This window comes from Sulfitobacter sp. M13 (genome assembly GCF_053474885.1).
Map to the genome: position 1 here is coordinate 1,513,019 of NZ_CM130281.1, position 15,791 is coordinate 1,528,809.

The 15,791-nt window shown below is 59.4% G+C and carries 14 protein-coding genes; 11 read left to right on the top strand and 3 right to left on the bottom strand.

Features of this window, described 5'->3' with window-relative positions; translation table 11 throughout:
• Nucleotides 1-49: 49 nt before the first annotated feature.
• The 3 genes from ACVBAU_RS07200 (at nt 50) to ACVBAU_RS07210 (ending at nt 3,999) form a co-directional block, all read left to right on the top strand.
• Nucleotides 50-646 carry a heme NO-binding domain-containing protein gene (locus ACVBAU_RS07200; RefSeq protein ID WP_448328733.1) on the top strand — a complete coding sequence of 199 codons (597 nt, stop codon included), beginning with the start codon at nt 50-52 and terminating at the stop codon, nt 644-646.
• 44 nt (nt 647-690) lie between these two features.
• Entirely contained in the window at nt 691-1,644 is a 954-nt protein-coding gene (locus tag ACVBAU_RS07205; RefSeq protein WP_448328926.1) for a diguanylate cyclase domain-containing protein, read from the top strand.
• Between the two features lie 606 nt (nt 1,645-2,250).
• The gene (locus tag ACVBAU_RS07210) at nt 2,251-3,999 is read left to right on the top strand and encodes a sugar phosphorylase (RefSeq protein ID WP_448328735.1); all 1,749 of its coding nucleotides are present in this window, start codon (nt 2,251-2,253) and stop codon (nt 3,997-3,999) included.
• Nucleotides 4,000-4,022: 23 nt separating this feature from the next.
• On the opposite strand, the gene ACVBAU_RS07215 is transcribed toward ACVBAU_RS07210, so the two are convergent.
• Nucleotides 4,023-5,243, bottom strand: coding sequence for a glycosyl transferase (locus ACVBAU_RS07215; protein ID WP_448328737.1), 1,221 nt, complete (start codon nt 5,241-5,243; stop codon nt 4,023-4,025).
• Between the two features lie 7 nt (nt 5,244-5,250).
• A complete protein-coding gene (locus ACVBAU_RS07220; RefSeq protein WP_448328739.1) occupies nt 5,251-6,042 on the bottom strand; it encodes an HAD-IIB family hydrolase in 792 nt (263 codons plus the stop codon).
• A 364-nt stretch (nt 6,043-6,406) separates the two neighbouring features.
• On the opposite strand from ACVBAU_RS07220, the gene ACVBAU_RS07225 reads away from it, so the two are divergent.
• The 7 genes from ACVBAU_RS07225 to ACVBAU_RS07255 all read left to right on the top strand — a co-directional run bounded on the left by ACVBAU_RS07225 (nt 6,407) and on the right by ACVBAU_RS07255 (nt 13,716).
• On the top strand, nt 6,407-6,997 hold the full coding sequence (locus ACVBAU_RS07225; protein WP_138923790.1) for a helix-turn-helix domain-containing protein: 591 nt from the start codon (nt 6,407-6,409) through the stop codon (nt 6,995-6,997).
• Between the two features lie 70 nt (nt 6,998-7,067).
• On the top strand, nt 7,068-8,657 hold the full coding sequence (locus ACVBAU_RS07230) for an ABC transporter substrate-binding protein (protein WP_138923789.1): 1,590 nt from the start codon (nt 7,068-7,070) through the stop codon (nt 8,655-8,657).
• A gap of 92 nt (nt 8,658-8,749) precedes the next feature.
• Nucleotides 8,750-9,859, top strand: coding sequence for a M24 family metallopeptidase (locus tag ACVBAU_RS07235; protein WP_448328741.1), 1,110 nt, complete (start codon nt 8,750-8,752; stop codon nt 9,857-9,859).
• Nucleotides 9,853-10,860, top strand: a complete 1,008-nt coding sequence (locus ACVBAU_RS07240; protein ID WP_093733222.1) for an ABC transporter permease subunit — start codon at nt 9,853-9,855, stop codon at nt 10,858-10,860. Before ACVBAU_RS07235 ends, ACVBAU_RS07240 begins: the two co-directional genes overlap by 7 nt.
• A 1-nt stretch (nt 10,861) precedes the next feature.
• A complete protein-coding gene (locus ACVBAU_RS07245; protein ID WP_138923786.1) occupies nt 10,862-11,767 on the top strand; it encodes an ABC transporter permease subunit in 906 nt (301 codons plus the stop codon).
• Between the two features lie 3 nt (nt 11,768-11,770).
• The gene (locus ACVBAU_RS07250) at nt 11,771-12,748 is read left to right on the top strand and encodes an ABC transporter ATP-binding protein (protein WP_138923785.1); all 978 of its coding nucleotides are present in this window, start codon (nt 11,771-11,773) and stop codon (nt 12,746-12,748) included.
• Nucleotides 12,745-13,716, top strand: a complete 972-nt coding sequence (locus tag ACVBAU_RS07255) for an ABC transporter ATP-binding protein (RefSeq protein WP_448328744.1) — start codon at nt 12,745-12,747, stop codon at nt 13,714-13,716. The genes ACVBAU_RS07250 and ACVBAU_RS07255 overlap by 4 nt, the downstream gene beginning before the upstream one ends.
• Before the next feature lie 52 nt (nt 13,717-13,768).
• Here ACVBAU_RS07255 and ACVBAU_RS07260 read toward each other — a convergent pair whose 3' ends face one another.
• Nucleotides 13,769-14,656, bottom strand: coding sequence for a 2-dehydro-3-deoxygalactonokinase (locus ACVBAU_RS07260; protein ID WP_448328746.1), 888 nt, complete (start codon nt 14,654-14,656; stop codon nt 13,769-13,771).
• A 172-nt stretch (nt 14,657-14,828) separates the two neighbouring features.
• On the opposite strand from ACVBAU_RS07260, the gene ACVBAU_RS07265 reads away from it, so the two are divergent.
• Nucleotides 14,829-15,752 (top strand): choline ABC transporter substrate-binding protein, encoded by a 924-nt coding sequence (locus ACVBAU_RS07265; protein WP_138923782.1) that lies wholly within the window; start codon nt 14,829-14,831, stop codon nt 15,750-15,752.
• Nucleotides 15,753-15,791: the final 39 nt, after the last annotated feature.

Below are 15,791 nucleotides of genomic sequence, written 5' to 3' on the forward strand. Positions count from 1 at the left end.
TAACGGTCTTTCGTCATCTTCCCCCCTGAATGCGGCAGAAGGGGGTGCGATGCACGGGCTGATCAACCATACGATCCAACGGTTCGTGCTGGACAGTTTTGGGGGGGCGGTATGGACGCAAGTCGCCCTGCGCGCCGATCTATGTGGCGCAATGGGGTCGAGCGACTTTGAACCGATGCTGACCTATGATGACGCCATCACGCCACGGGTCGTTACGCGCCTGTCTGCGGTGGTGGACCGCCCGATACCGGACCTGCTTGAGGATTTAGGCGCTTGGTTGGTGTCTAACCCCGCACGCGACGGGGTGCGCCGTCTGCTGCGGTTCGGCGGCGTCGATTTCGAAGAGTTTCTCCACTCTCTCAATGATCTTCCTGAACGTGCCACCCTCGCGATAGAGGAACTTCGTCTGCCCGCCATGGAGGTCACGCAGCTGGACGACTGGCGTTTCGCGCTGACGTGTCGCGGGCCGGTATCGGGCTTCGGGTACGTGATGATGGGCATTATGCGGGTGATCGCGGATGATTATGGCACATTGGCCCTATTGGACGGCAAAGGGTTCACCACGGGGGAGGAGATCATCAGCGTCACGATCATCGACCGGAACTATGCGCAGGGACGTAGCTTTGAGTTGGGCACAAGCGTATGACCACGGCTGCTGCTTATGAGGCGGCGCTGGATATGCTTTGCCCGATGCATCTTATCGTGCGGCCCTGTGGACGTATTCGCCATGTGGGGCCCACGGTTCAGAAGCTGTGCCATCGCGGTACATGGGTTGGCAGCAACTTCTTTGATCAATTCGTCATACGGCGCCCGAATATGGCTTGCAGCATTGCGCAAATCCGCCCCTTGGCAGGGCGCAAGCTGCATCTAGCGCTACGTGACAGCCCGGAGCTGGTATTGAAGGGAGTATTGGTACCGCTGCCTGATCGCAGCGGGGGGCGGGATGCAAATGTCGCGGAAGATGACTGCGTGATCAACCTGTCCTTTGGTATCTCAATTCTGAACGGGGTACGTGCTTATCGGCTGAGCAATGCAGATTTTGCGGCCACGGATCTAGCCGTTGAAATGCTCTATCTCATCGAGGCGAAATCGGCGGCGATGGCGGCCTCGCGTGCGTTGAACCAGAAGCTAGAGGTCGCCAAGATCGCGGCGGAAGAGCGAGCCTTTACTGACACGCTGACGGGTCTCAAAAACCGCCGTGCGATCGACCATGTGCTGGCACGTCTGATTGCGGGAAAAAAGGGGTTCGCGGTGATGCAGATCGATCTTGATTACTTCAAGGCGGTGAATGACAGCATGGGTCATGCGGCGGGCGATCATGTGCTACAGGCCGCCGCGCGGGTGATGATCGACACCACACGAGAGATCGATACTATTGCCCGCGTCGGCGGTGACGAATTTACGGTACTTCTACCGGGTATCACAGACGGTGCCCATCTCACCGAAGTTGGCAATCGGATCATAGCGCAGCTGGAGCGGCCAATTGATTTTGACGGCGCGGCCTGCAGGATTTCTGCCAGTATTGGTAGCATTCGGGTTGGCAAGGGGCAGGATGCCGTCGCGGAGGATGTCTTGTCGGACGCTGATGCGGCGCTCTACCGCTCCAAGCACGCTGGCCGTGCGCAGCATACGCTGCACGTCTAAGCGCAAAGCAACGATGCGACGAAACCCTAGTGGAAGAGGGTGAGGAAAGAGATCGGCGAGCTATCGCGGCAAAATAGCATGATATCCATACCAGCTAGATGGGGTGACGCAGGCCCAGAATAGGAGGCATCCCTAGAATGGAAGATTGCGGGACCAGAAGGCTAAAGCGCCAAAGCTACCCTCGCTGGCAGAAGGTGTCTTCACCCGCTAGGGCCGATTTTAAGTCGGAAAGCCAAACTGAAAATACCAAATGTCGCGCTGGGCGAGGGGGGATTTCAATCTTGCGGCGAACCGCTTTGACGTCGTGGGTGAAAGCCGCCGTCGATCATCTTCGCACCCCGAGGCGCTGTATTGGCAAGTGGGCAAGCTGTCGGGACCAGACTGTTTTGCCTAGCCTCTCTGAAATATCTGGCCCGTTGCAGGCTGATCCCGTCCTCGGGGTCCGTAAAATGCCCGTCGATTGGGCGTTGCGCCTGTTAATCGGACGGGTTTTCCTGACCTTCTGGGTTTAGTGCCCTGAGGGCGGGGGGCGCGGCATGCTGGCTCGTCGCGCGCGGTTGTCTGCGCTAGGGTTTTGGAAATGGCACTTATACAAGGCAATAGATCATGACGGACAGCGCGCGTTCTCTCGGCTATCGGCTTAGTGCATTGCTGGGCGAAATCTACCCTGAACTGGATGCCGACATTTTAGCCAGCATGGTATTGGACGCCTTTTGGCCGGAGAGCACAACCCGACGCAAGAGGGGCCGTGTGGCGGGCAATACGCTGTGGTCGGAACAGGATGCGCTGTTGATTACATACGGCAATTCGATTGTAGATGGTGCGCATAAGCCGCTGGATCTACTGAACGATTTCCTGCATCGCTATCTACGCGGAACTCTGAATAGCGTGCATATTCTGCCGTTCTTTCCCTATACCTCTGACGACGGCTTTGCGGTGTCCGATTTCCGCGCGGTGAACCCGCAACTGGGCGACTGGCCTGACATTAATCGCATCGCCGCCGATTTCACGCTGATGTCGGATCTGGTGCTGAACCACGTCTCAAGTCAGGGCAATTGGTTCAACGCTTACCGTCAGGGTCAGCCCCCTTTTGACACGTTCTTTTTCGAAGCCTCGCCGCAAGATGATCTGCGCGATGTGGTGCGCCCGCGCACGACGCCGCTGCTACAAGAGGTGGAAACACCAAACGGGCCGCGTCACGTGTGGTGCACCTTTAGCCACGATCAGATCGACCTCGATTTCCGCAACCCCGAGGTGCTGCTGGAGTTTCTGCGGATCATTCGCCTGCATGTGGACAATGGCGTGCAGATCATTCGGCTGGATGCGGTGGCGTTTCTATGGAAGCAGATCGGGACACCGTCGATCCATCTGCCGCAGACCCATGCGATCATCAGGTTGATGCGGTTGCTGTGTGATTATGCGCCCGAAAAGATCATTTTGCTGACGGAAACCAATGTACCCAAGGCCGAAAACCTTAGCTATTTCGGCGCGGGGGACGAGGCGCATGCGATCTATAACTTTCCGCTGCCGCCGCTGATTTTGCACGCGATGATGTCGGGAAACGGGGCGCATCTGCGGCGCTGGCAGCGCACCATGCCGCCCGCGCCGATGGGCTGCGCGTATCTGAATTTTACCGCCAGCCACGACGGGATCGGGATGCGCCCTGCCGAAGGGTTGTTGCCCGAAGACGAAAAGCAACAGGTCATTGATACGGTGCTGCAGGTCGGCGGGCTGGTGTCGATGCGCAGCTTGCCAGACGGCGGGCAAAGCCCGTACGAGCTGAACACGACCTTTTACGATGCGCTATCTCGGACCTTTAAGGGCGAAGACGACCATCACCACACGCGCTTTATCTGTTCGCAGACCATCGTCATGTCGCTGGAGGGGATACCGGCCTTTTATATTCACGCGATGCTGGCGACGCCCAATGATCATGCGCAGGTCGAACACCGCGGGATGAGCCGCGCGATCAACCGCCATCGGTGGGACTATCCGACGTTACGCGACCGGCTGGCCGATGGGGCCAGCGCGCAGTCGCGGGTTTTGGGCGATTTGTCGGCGCGCTTGAAGATGCGGCAGAAGCAAAAGGCGTTTCACCCCAATGCCACACAGTTCACCGTAAATCTGCAAGACGACCGCGTGTTTGGTGTGTGGCGGCAAAGTCTGGATCGCAAGCAGTCGATCTTTGCGTTGCATAACGTCAGTGATGCGTCTGTTGCGATCTCTGCTGCGGCACTGAACCTGATCGAGGACCAGCCGTGGCTGGACCTGATCAGCGGTGAAATGATTGACGCCGGCGCGGATCATATCACGCTGGAGCCTTATCAATGCATGTGGATCACCAATCGCTTTTGACTGGGCGAAAGACACTGCCGTGATTAGGTGTATTCGGCATCATCCGCCGCCGCGGCTTCGCGTAGTTTCGACAGAAAATCCGGTGCCGCTGAATGGACGCGGTTCCACGTGGGAATAAAGGGCGTCTCGTGCGGGTTGTCCAAAAAGAAATGCCCCGCCCGCATGATGTTTTCGGTGAACAGTTCAATCGCGCGCTCTTCTTGGTGGCGGTCGATGCTGAGGCCGTTCATCTTGGCATCATTGTAATAGGCATCCAGCAGGTCGAGCGCGCAGCGATAGTAGGTCGCTTTTAGGGTGCGGAACACGTTGGGTGTGAACACCGTGCCATCCGCTGCCAGCTTGCGAAAGATCGCTTTGCAGATGTCGGTGGACATGCGGTTTAGGCCCGCGTCGGCATCCGCTTCGCTCAGGTCCTGGTGCTTGTGGTCATAGTCGTCCGCGATTTCGACCTGACAGACTGATTTCGGGGCAAGGTTGCGCCATGCCTCTGACAGAACGCCAATCTCTAGCCCCCAGTCTGACGGGATGCGCAGGTCGGGCAGGATATTGGTACGCATGGCAAATTCGCCCGACAGCGGATAGCGGAAGGCGCGCAGGTAATCGATATAGTCACGATCCCCCACGACCTTTTTCAACGCGATGAGCAGCGGGCTGACCAGCAGGCGCGTGACCCGCCCGTTCAGCTTGTCGCTGCCCACCCGCGCGTAATAGCCCTTGGCCACCTGATAGGGGAAATTTGCATTGGCGACCGGATAGATCAGGCGGGCCAGCAGGTCGTTGGTATAGGTGACGATGTCGCAATCGTGGATCGCCATCACAGCGCTGTCCTGACAGGCGATCAGATACCCAAGAGAGGACCAGACGTTTTTGCCTTTGCCCTTCTCGGCGGGGGCGAGCCCCATTTCTTGTAGCTGAGCCTCAAGCGCTTGCATGCGCGGGCTGTCGTTCCAGATCACAATATGGTTCTGGTTCAAGCCTTTAAAAAACTCTTTGGCGTGGCGGAACTGTGCCTCGTCGGCGCGGTCCAGACCGATGATGATGCGGTGCAGATAGGTGACCTTGGACAGCTCATCCAGAATGCGGGGCATCGCTTCGGTTTCCAGCTCGGAATAGAGGCACGGCAGGATCAGCGTCATTTTGCGGGTCTGGGCGAAGGTTTCAAGCTCGTAGGTCATTTCGGCCTGCGAGCGGGTGCGCAGATTGTGCAGTGTCGCGATGTTTCCGTTCTGATGAAAATCAGCCATGCTTTGTCTATCCTTTGTTCAGGTTAAGGCGCGCGATCAGATCAAGCACGGCGGTGTTCCACCCTGCGGGGCCGGCAAGGGTGGTGCGGGTGATCCGGCCCGTGCCTTCGCCGGGCATCGGGGGCAGGGGGTTACGGTGCGGGTTGGCAACGATGACGCCAAAATCTGCCGCTTGCAGCATCTCGATGTCGTTGGGGGCGTCCCCTAGGGCAAGTGTATGACGGGCCCCAAAACCATCGGTCAGCGCGGCCATCTGATCGGCCTTGGTGCGCCCGTATGACAGTGTGAGAAACCTGCCGCCTTCGCGGGCATGGATGCCGTGGTTGTGCAAGGCGTCGATAAATGTGGTGCGCAGTTGGGCGCTGCCGGACCAGATGCCGGGTTCGGAAAACGCGCGCTCTGCCGCGTTAGAGGCACCGCTGTGCGACAGGCCCGTGATGTGCGCAATCTGCGCCACAGTCATATCGCCGAACCCGCAAAACGGGTCGCGCAGATCGGCGGGCAAACTATCCAGCACGCGGCGCAGCCGGACATAGGTATCCGTGTTGGGTGTGTCGGTGCTCTCGGGGGGCAGAATGCCTGCGCCGTTTTCAATGATCGCGGGGCAATTGGTCCAGCCCAACTGGGCGCGAATCTCTATGATCTCTGGGGCGGATTTGGAGCTGGCGATCACCAGCGCTGCGCCGATATCGCGCAGTGTATCCAGCGCCTGTGTGGCCGCGTCCCAGCGATAGGAGGTATGCGACAGCAACGTGCCATCAAGGTCGGTAAACACCAGCAGAGATGGGGGCATATTCATCTGTTTAGCGTGTGTCGCGGGGCTGATTGTTGCAACGGGGCAGACGGGCCGATGGCGCGGTCCGCGTCGTTTTTTCTAGCGGTTGCCTAAAAAATGTGCACTCATCGGGCTGCGGGGAGTGTGCACGTATAAATGGAAACGGTCCTGTGCCACGGTGGGCGATCCGTGTCGGGTTCAACGCATAGTGCCGTCGCGGCAACTGGCAGTGTTTTCACTCTGACAATAATTTTTATTGTTGACGTAAACAAAGTTGCGCGACAGCCTGTGCGCCAAGATACGCCAAAGCGTGCTTTCGGGGGATTATTTGTCAACAACAGCGATACAGGCGGCAACGCTTTCGCCACCGGATGGATTGGGCGACCGCATGCGGATGCAGCGTCATCGTATGGCGATGACATTGCAGCAGCTGTCCGCCGCGTCCGGTGTGTCGGTCGGCTATCTGAGCCAGGTGGAACGTGCCAATGCGACGCCGACCCTTGGCACGCTCAGCCAGATCGCCGCCGCGCTTGAGGTTAATACAGATTTCTTTGTGCGCACCCCGCGTACGGTCGACAGTCTGACCCGCGGTGCCGGACGCCCCCGTTTTGCGGTGGCAGGATCGTCGATTGAATATGAACAGATCGGTGCCGAACGCGCGGGCCACGAGATGACATCCTATGTGATGAATGTCCCGCCCGGCTACGAATCCGAAACAGTGACCCATGTTGGCGAAGAGATCATCTATATCCTCGAGGGAGAGATCTCGCAGATGGTTGGCGAACGGGAGTATCTGATGACCGCGGGCGACAGTCTGCATTATCTGGGTACCACGCCGCATTGCTGGTCCAACAAGACAGATCGGCAGGCCCGCATATTATGGGTCGGTCGGATGAAATACGATAAGTCCGGGGAAATCGGACAGAATGAGGCCGCGCCAGCAGAGAGCTCGCGCGAAATGTTACCCCTCAGGCGTTAACCCTATCGCCCTCATCGGCCCAAAGAGGCCGTGGGGACATACCACTTTACCAACCAGGAGAGTAAATCGAATGTCTTTTAAGAAAATCATGGCCACTGGCCTGCTGCTGAGCACGCTTGGCGTTGCGGCGCAGGCGCAGTCGCTGGTCTATTGCTCGGAAGGGTCGCCCGAAGGCTTTGACCCGGCCCTGTACACATCGGGCACGACCTTTGACGCGTCCAGCCACCCGGTTTACAACCGCTTGGCGGAATTCAAGGTCGGCACAACCGAAACCATTCCCGCGCTGGCCGAAAGCTGGGACGTTTCCGAAGACGGCAAAACCGTCACGTTCAAGCTGCGCAAAGGCGTCAAGTTTCACAGCAACGCGCAATTCACGCCCACACGTGATTTCAACGCCGATGACGTGATCTTTAGCTTTGACCGTCAGGGCAATGCCGAAAACCCTTACAACAAAGTATCGGGCGGCACGTGGGAATACTACGGTGCGATGTCGATGCCTGATCTGGTCGAAAGCATTGAAAAAGTTGACGATTACACTGTTCAGTTCAACCTGACCCGCGCCGAAGCGCCAATCATCGCCAACATGGCAATGGATTTCGCGTCGATCGTGTCCAAGGAATATGCTGACGCGATGCTGGAAGCCGGCACGCCGGAAATGATGAACCAAGCGCCCATCGGCACCGGTCCGTTCACCTTCCAAGCCTACCAGAAAGACGCCGTGATCCGTTATGTGCGCAATGACGCATACTGGGGTGACCCAGCACGCGTCGAAGCGTTGATCTTTGCGATCACACCAGACGCGTCCGTGCGCTACCAGAAGGTTCAGGCGGGCGAATGCCACGTGATGGCCTATCCAAACCCTGCCGACGTGCAGGCGATGAAAGACGCCGAAGATGTCGTCGTGATGGAGCAAGAGGGCCTGAACGTGGGCTATCTGGCGTACAACACACAGATGCCTCCGTTCGACAACGCCAACGTGCGCAAAGCGTTGAATATGGCGATCGACAAACAGGCGATCATCGACGTGGTGTTCCAGGGCTCCGGCGAGATCGCCAAGAACCCGCTGCCGCCAACAATGTGGTCCTACAACGACGCGATCGAGGATGACAAATACGATCCCGAAGCCGCGAAAGCCGCGCTGGAAGCCGAAGGCGTGTCTGACCTGACGCTGAAAATCTGGGCGATGCCGGTTCAGCGTCCCTATAACCCCAATGCCCGCCGTATGGCCGAGCTGATGCAGGAAGATTTCTCCAAGGTCGGTGTCGACGTCGAGATCGTTTCCTACGAATGGGGTGAATACCTTGAGCGTTCCAAAGCGAAAGACCGCGATGGTGCCGTTCTGCTGGGTTGGACAGGTGACAACGGTGACCCCGACAACTTCCTCGCGGTTCTGCTGGGCTGTGACGGCGTAGAGAAATCCAACCGCGCACAATGGTGCAACGAGGAATTCGACGCCCTGGTTCAGGAAGCCAAGGTTCTGCCAACCCAAGAAGAACGTGCGCCGCTTTATGAAAAAGCGCAGGAAATCTTCAAAGACCAAGCCCCTTGGGCAACCATCGCGCATTCGGTTGTTTACATGCCAATGCGTCCCGAAGTTGAAAACTATGTCGTACACCCGCTGGGTGGCCACATCTTCAACCAGGTTGGTCTGTCGCAATAACAGCGACCACAAAGCAATGGGGACGGTGCATATCACGCCGTCCCTTCCTCTATTCTAGGCCCCGGCCACGTTAACGAAAGGCGCAAGCCCCCGTGTCAGAAAATCTCTCCCAACGTCTTGCCGACTATGCCGCTGTGGCCGCCATTTTGGGTGTCGATGCCGTGGCGCTGGTGCCCGGGCCCAATTTTTCGCGTGCCGTTGGCCAAAGCTTTATGAGCCACGAACGCCCCTTTGTTCTGGTGATCCCCGCGGATAAACCCGCGGCTGTGCTGTTGCCGAACCTCGAGCTGGGCAGCTGGGACACGGTCGGATTTGACGGCGCGGTATTCGATTGGCGTGATCAGACGGGCTATGCCGATGCCTTTGCCGCGCTGACGCAGCATTTGGGCATCTCGTCGCTGGCGGTTGAGGGGCAGGTGATGCGCGTGTTCGTGCACCATGCGTTCAAGACCGCGCAGCCCGATCTGACCATCACCGATGCAGAGCGCGAAATATCGGCACTGAGGATGATCAAAACCCCCGAAGATATTTCTGCCCTGCGCGAAGCCATCGCGATTTCCGAACGCGCCCTGCAGCGGACGTTGGACAGCGTTAAGCTGGGCCAGAGCGAAAAGCAGATTGAACAGACGCTGGTGCAGGCGCTGTTTGCCGAAGGGGCGGATGACCTGTCCTTTGGTCCCATCGTGGCCGCCGCAGACGGATCGGCCCGCCCCCATGCCCACGCGCGCGAGGATTACGCGGTCAAGGCAGGCGACGCGCTGCTGCTGGATTTCGGCGCGCGCAAGAACGGCTTTGCCGCCGACATTACCCGCACCGTTTTTCTGGATCACGTGACCGACGAGGGGCGCGATGTGTATGATACCGTGCTGCGCGCCAATATGGCCGGCCTTGCCGTGACCCGCGCAGGGGTGTCTGCGCACGACATCGACGACGCCGTGATTTCTGTGCTTGAAGCGTCGCCCTATGGTGACCGTATCCGTACCAAGACCGGCCACGGTCTGGGCCGCGAAGTCCACGAGGCCCCCTATATCATGCGCGGCAATCACATGACTTTACCCGCCGGAACGGTTTACACGAATGAGCCCGGTCTCTACGAGATCGGAAATTTTGGCGTGCGCATCGAAGATGACGTGCTGATTACCGACGATGGCTATGAAACGCTGACCAACTTCCCCAAAGAGCTGATGGTGATAAAATGCTGAACTATGTTCTGGGACGTCTGCTGACGTTCATCCCGACCTTTATCGGGGTGACGCTGATCTCCTTCGGGTTCATCCGCGCGCTGCCCGGCGACCCCATTCAGGTGATGGCGGGCGAGCGTGGCATCTCTGACGAACGCTATGCCCAACTGGCCAAACAATTCGGCTATGACCAGCCGATCTATGTGCAATTCTGGGATTATCTAACCGGCGTGCTTCAGGGCGATCTGGGCAACAGCTTTGTCACCAAACGCCCGGTGTTCGATGAATTCTTTACGCTGTTCCCCGCGACGCTTGAGCTGTCGGTCTGTGCGATGATCTTTGCCATCGCGCTTGGCCTTCCGGCGGGGGTGATTGCGGCGGTGAACCGTGGCAAGTTCTTTGACCGGGCGCTGATGTCGACGGCACTGGTGGGCTATTCGATGCCGATCTTCTGGTGGGCGTTGCTGCTGATCATCGTCTTTTCGGGCAACCTGCAATGGACGCCTGTGTCGGGGCGGATCGATCTGCTGTATTATTTCCCCAACCCCACCGGCTTTATGCTGATCGACAGTCTGGCGTCAGGCCAGAAAGGCGCGTTTATTTCGGCGGTGCGGCATCTGATCTTGCCGACGATTGTGCTGGGGACGATCCCGCTGGCCGTGATCGCACGCCAGACGCGGTCGGCTATGCTTGAAGTCTTGGGCGAGGATTATATCCGTACCGCCCGCGCTAAGGGCATGTCTCCGGGACGGATCAACGGCATCCACGCGCTGCGTAATGCGCTGATCCCCGTGATCACCGTGATTGGTCTGTCGGTGGGCACGCTGCTGGCCGGCGCGATCCTGACCGAAACGATCTTTAGCTGGCCGGGCATCGGCAAGTGGATGGTCGATAGTATTTTCCGCCGCGATTACCCCGTGGTTCAGGGCGGGCTGCTGCTGATTGCTGTGATGGTGATGGTCGTGAACCTGACCGTCGACATGCTGTACGGCGTCATCAACCCCAAAATCAGAAAGCGATAATATGGACGACGCACTCTCTGCCGAAGCCGCAATGGTTCAGGAACGTCCGGGCCGCTTGCGCGAATTCTGGTTCTACTTCCGCGAAAACCGTGGCGCTGTCATCGGGCTGTATATCTTTGCGGTCTTCGCCTTTCTGGCGCTGTTCGGCCCTTGGGTTGCGCCTCATGACGCAACCGAGCAATTCCGCGCCGCCACCCTACAGCCCCCCGCGTGGCAGGAGGGCGGCAGCTGGAACCATATTCTGGGCACCGACCCGCTGGGACGCGATATGCTGTCGCGCTTGATCGTGGGCGCGCGCTATTCTTTCTTTGTGGGGGTCGTTGTCGTCTCCATCGCGGCGAGCGGCGGGATCATCATCGGCCTGATCGCGGGCTTTGCGCCTAAATGGGTCGATAGCATCATCATGCGGGTGATGGATATCGTTTTGGCATTCCCGTCGTTGCTGCTGGCGCTCGTGCTGGTGGCGATCCTCGGACCATCGCTGACCAACGCGATGATTGCCATCGCGATTGTTTTGCAGCCCCACTATGTGCGTCTGACCCGCGCCAGCGTCATGTCAGAACGGCAAAAAGATTACGTGACCTCGGCGCGTGTCGCAGGGGCAGGGATAGTCCGGCTGATGTTCGTCACCGTGCTGCCCAACTGTCTTGCGCCGATCATCGTGCAGGCCGCCCTGTCGTTTTCGACCGCGATCCTTGATGCGGCTGCCTTGGGCTTTCTGGGGATGGGGGCGCAGCCGCCCACACCTGAATGGGGCACCATGCTGGCCGAAGCACGCGAGTTCATCCTGCGTGCATGGTGGGTCGTGACCTTCCCCGGCGTGGCGATCCTTGTGACCGTGCTTGCGATCAACCTCATGGGTGACGGCCTGCGCGACGCGCTTGATCCGAAACTGAAACGGAGCTGAGCCATGACACTTTTGCGTATCAGAAACCTAAGCGTTGATTTCGCCACGGCCTCGGGCAAGTTCCGGGCGGTGGACGGCGTCGACCAAGACGTGAACGAAAGCGAAATCCTCGCGATTGTGGGGGAAAGCGGGTCGGGTAAATCCGTGTCAATGCTGGCGTTGATGGGGCTGCTGCCCTGGACGGCTACCGTCACCGCGGACGAGCTGACCTTTGACGGGCACAACCTGCTGACGATGGGCGCCAAAGCGCGCCGCAAGATTGTCGGCAATGATCTGGCGATGATCTTTCAGGAACCGATGTCATCACTGAACCCGTGTTTCACCGTCGGCTGGCAAATCCGCGAGGCCCTGCGGGTCCACCTTGGCATGGGCCGCCGCGAACGTCAGAAACGGGCGATTGAGCTGTTTGAACAGGTCGGTATCCCCGATCCCGAAAAGCGGCTGTCCGCCTTTCCGCACCAGATGTCGGGCGGGATGAACCAGCGTGTGATGATCGCCATGGCGATTGCCTGCAAGCCCAAGCTGCTGATTGCGGACGAACCTACCACGGCGCTGGATGTGACCATTCAGGCGCAGATTCTTGATCTGCTGGCGTCCTTGCGCGAGGAAACCGGCATGGGGCTGGTCTTGATCACGCACGATATGGGCGTCGTTGCGGAAACCGCCGAACGCGTCAGCGTTCAATATGCGGGCCAAAAGATCGAAGAGCAGCCGGTGATCCCGCTGTTTGACACGCCGCATCACCCCTATACGTCGGCGCTGCTGGATGCGTTGCCAGAACGGGCGACGGAGAAACGGCTGCCGACAATTCCAGGCGTGGTGCCGGGGCAGTTCGACCGCCCCGCAGGCTGCCTGTTCTCGCCACGCTGCAAATTCGCCAACGCCAAATGCAAAGCCGAAGCACCGCCCGCTTTGGGCCCTGATCTGGGCTATGCGCGTTGCTTCTACCCCTTGAACACAGACGAAAGGGTCGCATCATGACCGCACCTGTGATGACTGCAACCGCGCTTGAACGCCACTACGAGGTCGGCGGCGGGCTGTTTCGCAAGCCGCAAACTCTCAAGGCGGTGGCAGGGCTGGATTTCACGCTCTACCCCGGCAAGACATTGGCCGTTGTGGGCGAAAGCGGCTGCGGGAAATCGACGCTCGCGCGGATGGTCACCATGATCGAAGACCCGACCGCGGGATCGCTGACGCTGGACGGCAAACCGGTGGTGCGCGAACACTGGGCGTCGTTGCGCAAATCGGTGCAGATCGTGTTTCAAGATCCCTATGGATCGCTGAACCCGCGCCAGCGGATCGGTGCGATCCTCGAGGAACCGCTCAAGATCAACCGCCCCGACATGAGCCGCAAGGATCGCACCGCCAAAGCGCGTGAAATGCTGGGTCTAGTGGGCCTGCGTCCCGAACATTTTGACCGCTACCCGCATATGTTCTCGGGGGGGCAACGCCAACGGATCGCGATTGCCCGCGCGCTGATGCTGGACCCCAAGGTGTTGGTGCTGGACGAACCTGTCTCGGCGTTGGACCTGTCGATCCAAAGCTCGGTACTGAACTTGCTGGTTGATCTGCAAGAACGTCTGCAGCTGGCCTATCTGTTCATCTCGCACGACCTCAGCGTTGTGCGTCACGTCGCCGACGAGGTGATCGTGATGTATCTGGGCCGTGCCGTCGAACGCGGTAGCCGCGAGGATGTGTTCGGCACGCCGTTTCATCCTTATGCCAAAGCGCTGCTGTCGGCGACGCCGCAGGCAGGCCCGCGTGCCGCGAAAGAACGGATCAAGCTGCAGGGCGAATTGCCATCGCCCTTAGCCATTCCCGACGGGTGCCCCTTTGCGCCACGGTGCTGGAAGGTGCAGGATAAATGCCGTGCTGAACGGCCCGAACTGACCCAAGGCCACCATGCGGCGGCTTGCTTCTTTCCCGAAAACGGTGGCACCCCGGCCTAAGGCCGGGGGCTTCCCCTTAGGTGGGCCCGTCTTGTTAGGTGGGCTCGTCTGGTCAGCCGACGCTCGCCTCTGCACAGACCTGAAGCCCTGTGCGCAGATGCTCCCTGCGCGAAACATCTTGTGCCACGACGCCCTGCGCTTTTAGGGCGCGTGCATATAGCGCGGACAGCGGGCTGTCCGATAGGATCACGACTTCGCGCCCCAGCCAGTAGGGGCGCGATCCGGCAAGCTCGAGCCCGATCAGAGCCCCCATCAGCCGCGACCAGCCTGCATCGGGGCTGGTCCCCTCAAGGGCGGCTTGCGCAGAAATCTCGGCAAGGGCGGTACCAAAGCCTTGAGGGCGGGCCATGATGTCATTCACGGCCGTGTCAAACGTCTCTTCAATCAGCGTCGTGCCGGCAACGGCCTGCGACAGGGGGGCGGCACCGCCAAGCTGGAGTGCCATCGCGGGTGTCACGAATGTTTGAAAGCTGACCACCTCGCGCGCGCTGATGTGGCTCCATGTGGACTGCGCATCAAGGGTGCAGATCACGCCGTCGAACTCTGGCAGTCCCTGCAGGTAGCCCGCGATCGCGGTTTCGGGGCCTTGCATAATCTGGGGCGGACTGACCTGTTTCAGCCCCGGCACCGCGCGTAAATCCAAGCGTGGGTCGTCGGCATCCAGACCCAACAACCCGTCAACGGGCAGCGCTGGCACCGGCCTCAGACTGTGTGCGGGCAGGGCGGGCAGCCCAGCCACAATCACCGGCAAGCGCTGGTGCTCTGACAAATAGGGTGACAGCAGGTCGGTCAGTGCGGCAACAAACCCCGCCTCGGCGGGCAAATCGGCAACTGGCCCGTCGGCCTGTGCCAGCACGTCACCACGGGGATCATGCACCCACAAATGCACGTGTCCGTCCGACACATCGACGCCGATCCACGCAGGGCTTGCGCCGCTCACGCGGGGCGACCTGCGTAAAACGGACGGTGATAATGGGGCATGCAGATCATTGGTTTTCTCCTTGTCCGCGCTGCATCATGCCGCGCGGTCCTATAGAAATCGGGTTGCATCGAAGGGCGCGATAGCGCTCTATTGCGCGACCAACAATAAACATAACGGGAGTTCCTCTGCCATGAAAATCCTTGCAGCAACCACCGCGCTTACCTTATCGCTCGCCAGCAGCCTTGCTGCGGCCAGCTGTGACGAAATAACTTTTTCCGACGTGGGCTGGACCGACATCACCGCAACAACCGCTGCGACCACCGTTGTGCTGGACGCATTGGGGTATGAAACCGACGTAAAAATCCTTTCCGTTCCGGTGACTTATACGTCGATGGCTGCGGGCGATATAGATGTGTTTCTTGGCAACTGGATGCCCACAATGGAGGCCGACATCGCGCCTTACCGCGAAGACGGTACGGTTGACACTGTGCGCACCAACCTGACCGGCGCGAAATACACGCTGGCGGTGAACAAAGCCGCCGCCGATCTGGGGATCAAGACCTTCGCCGATATCGCTGCCAATGCAGACGCGCTGGACGGCCAGATTTATGGCATCGAGCCCGGTAACGACGGCAACCGTCTGATCCAGTCGATGATTGACGACAACGCTTTTGATCTGGCCGAATTCGAGGTCAAGGAATCCTCCGAGCAGGGGATGCTGGCGCAGGTGAAACGCCTGTCCGCCAAGGACGAGCCGATCGTCTTTCTTGGCTGGGAACCGCACCCGATGAACGCGAACTTTGACCTGACCTATCTTGAAGGCGGGGACGACTTCTTTGGGCCCGATCTGGGCGGGGCGACAGTTGCGACCAACACCCGCGCCGGTTTCGTCGAAGAATGCCCGAACGTCGGCAAGCTGCTGAACAATCTGGAATTCACGCTCGCCATGGAAAACGAAATCATGGGCGCCATTCTGGATGACGGCGAAGAGCCACGCGATGCGGCAACGGCCTGGATCAAGGCCAATCCTGACGTGCTGAACACATGGCTGGACGGCGTCACAACACGTGACGGTGGCGACGCGATGGCCGCCGCTAAGACCATCGTCGAGTAATTGATCCAACAAAATGTGAAAAGGGCCTGCCACTGGGCG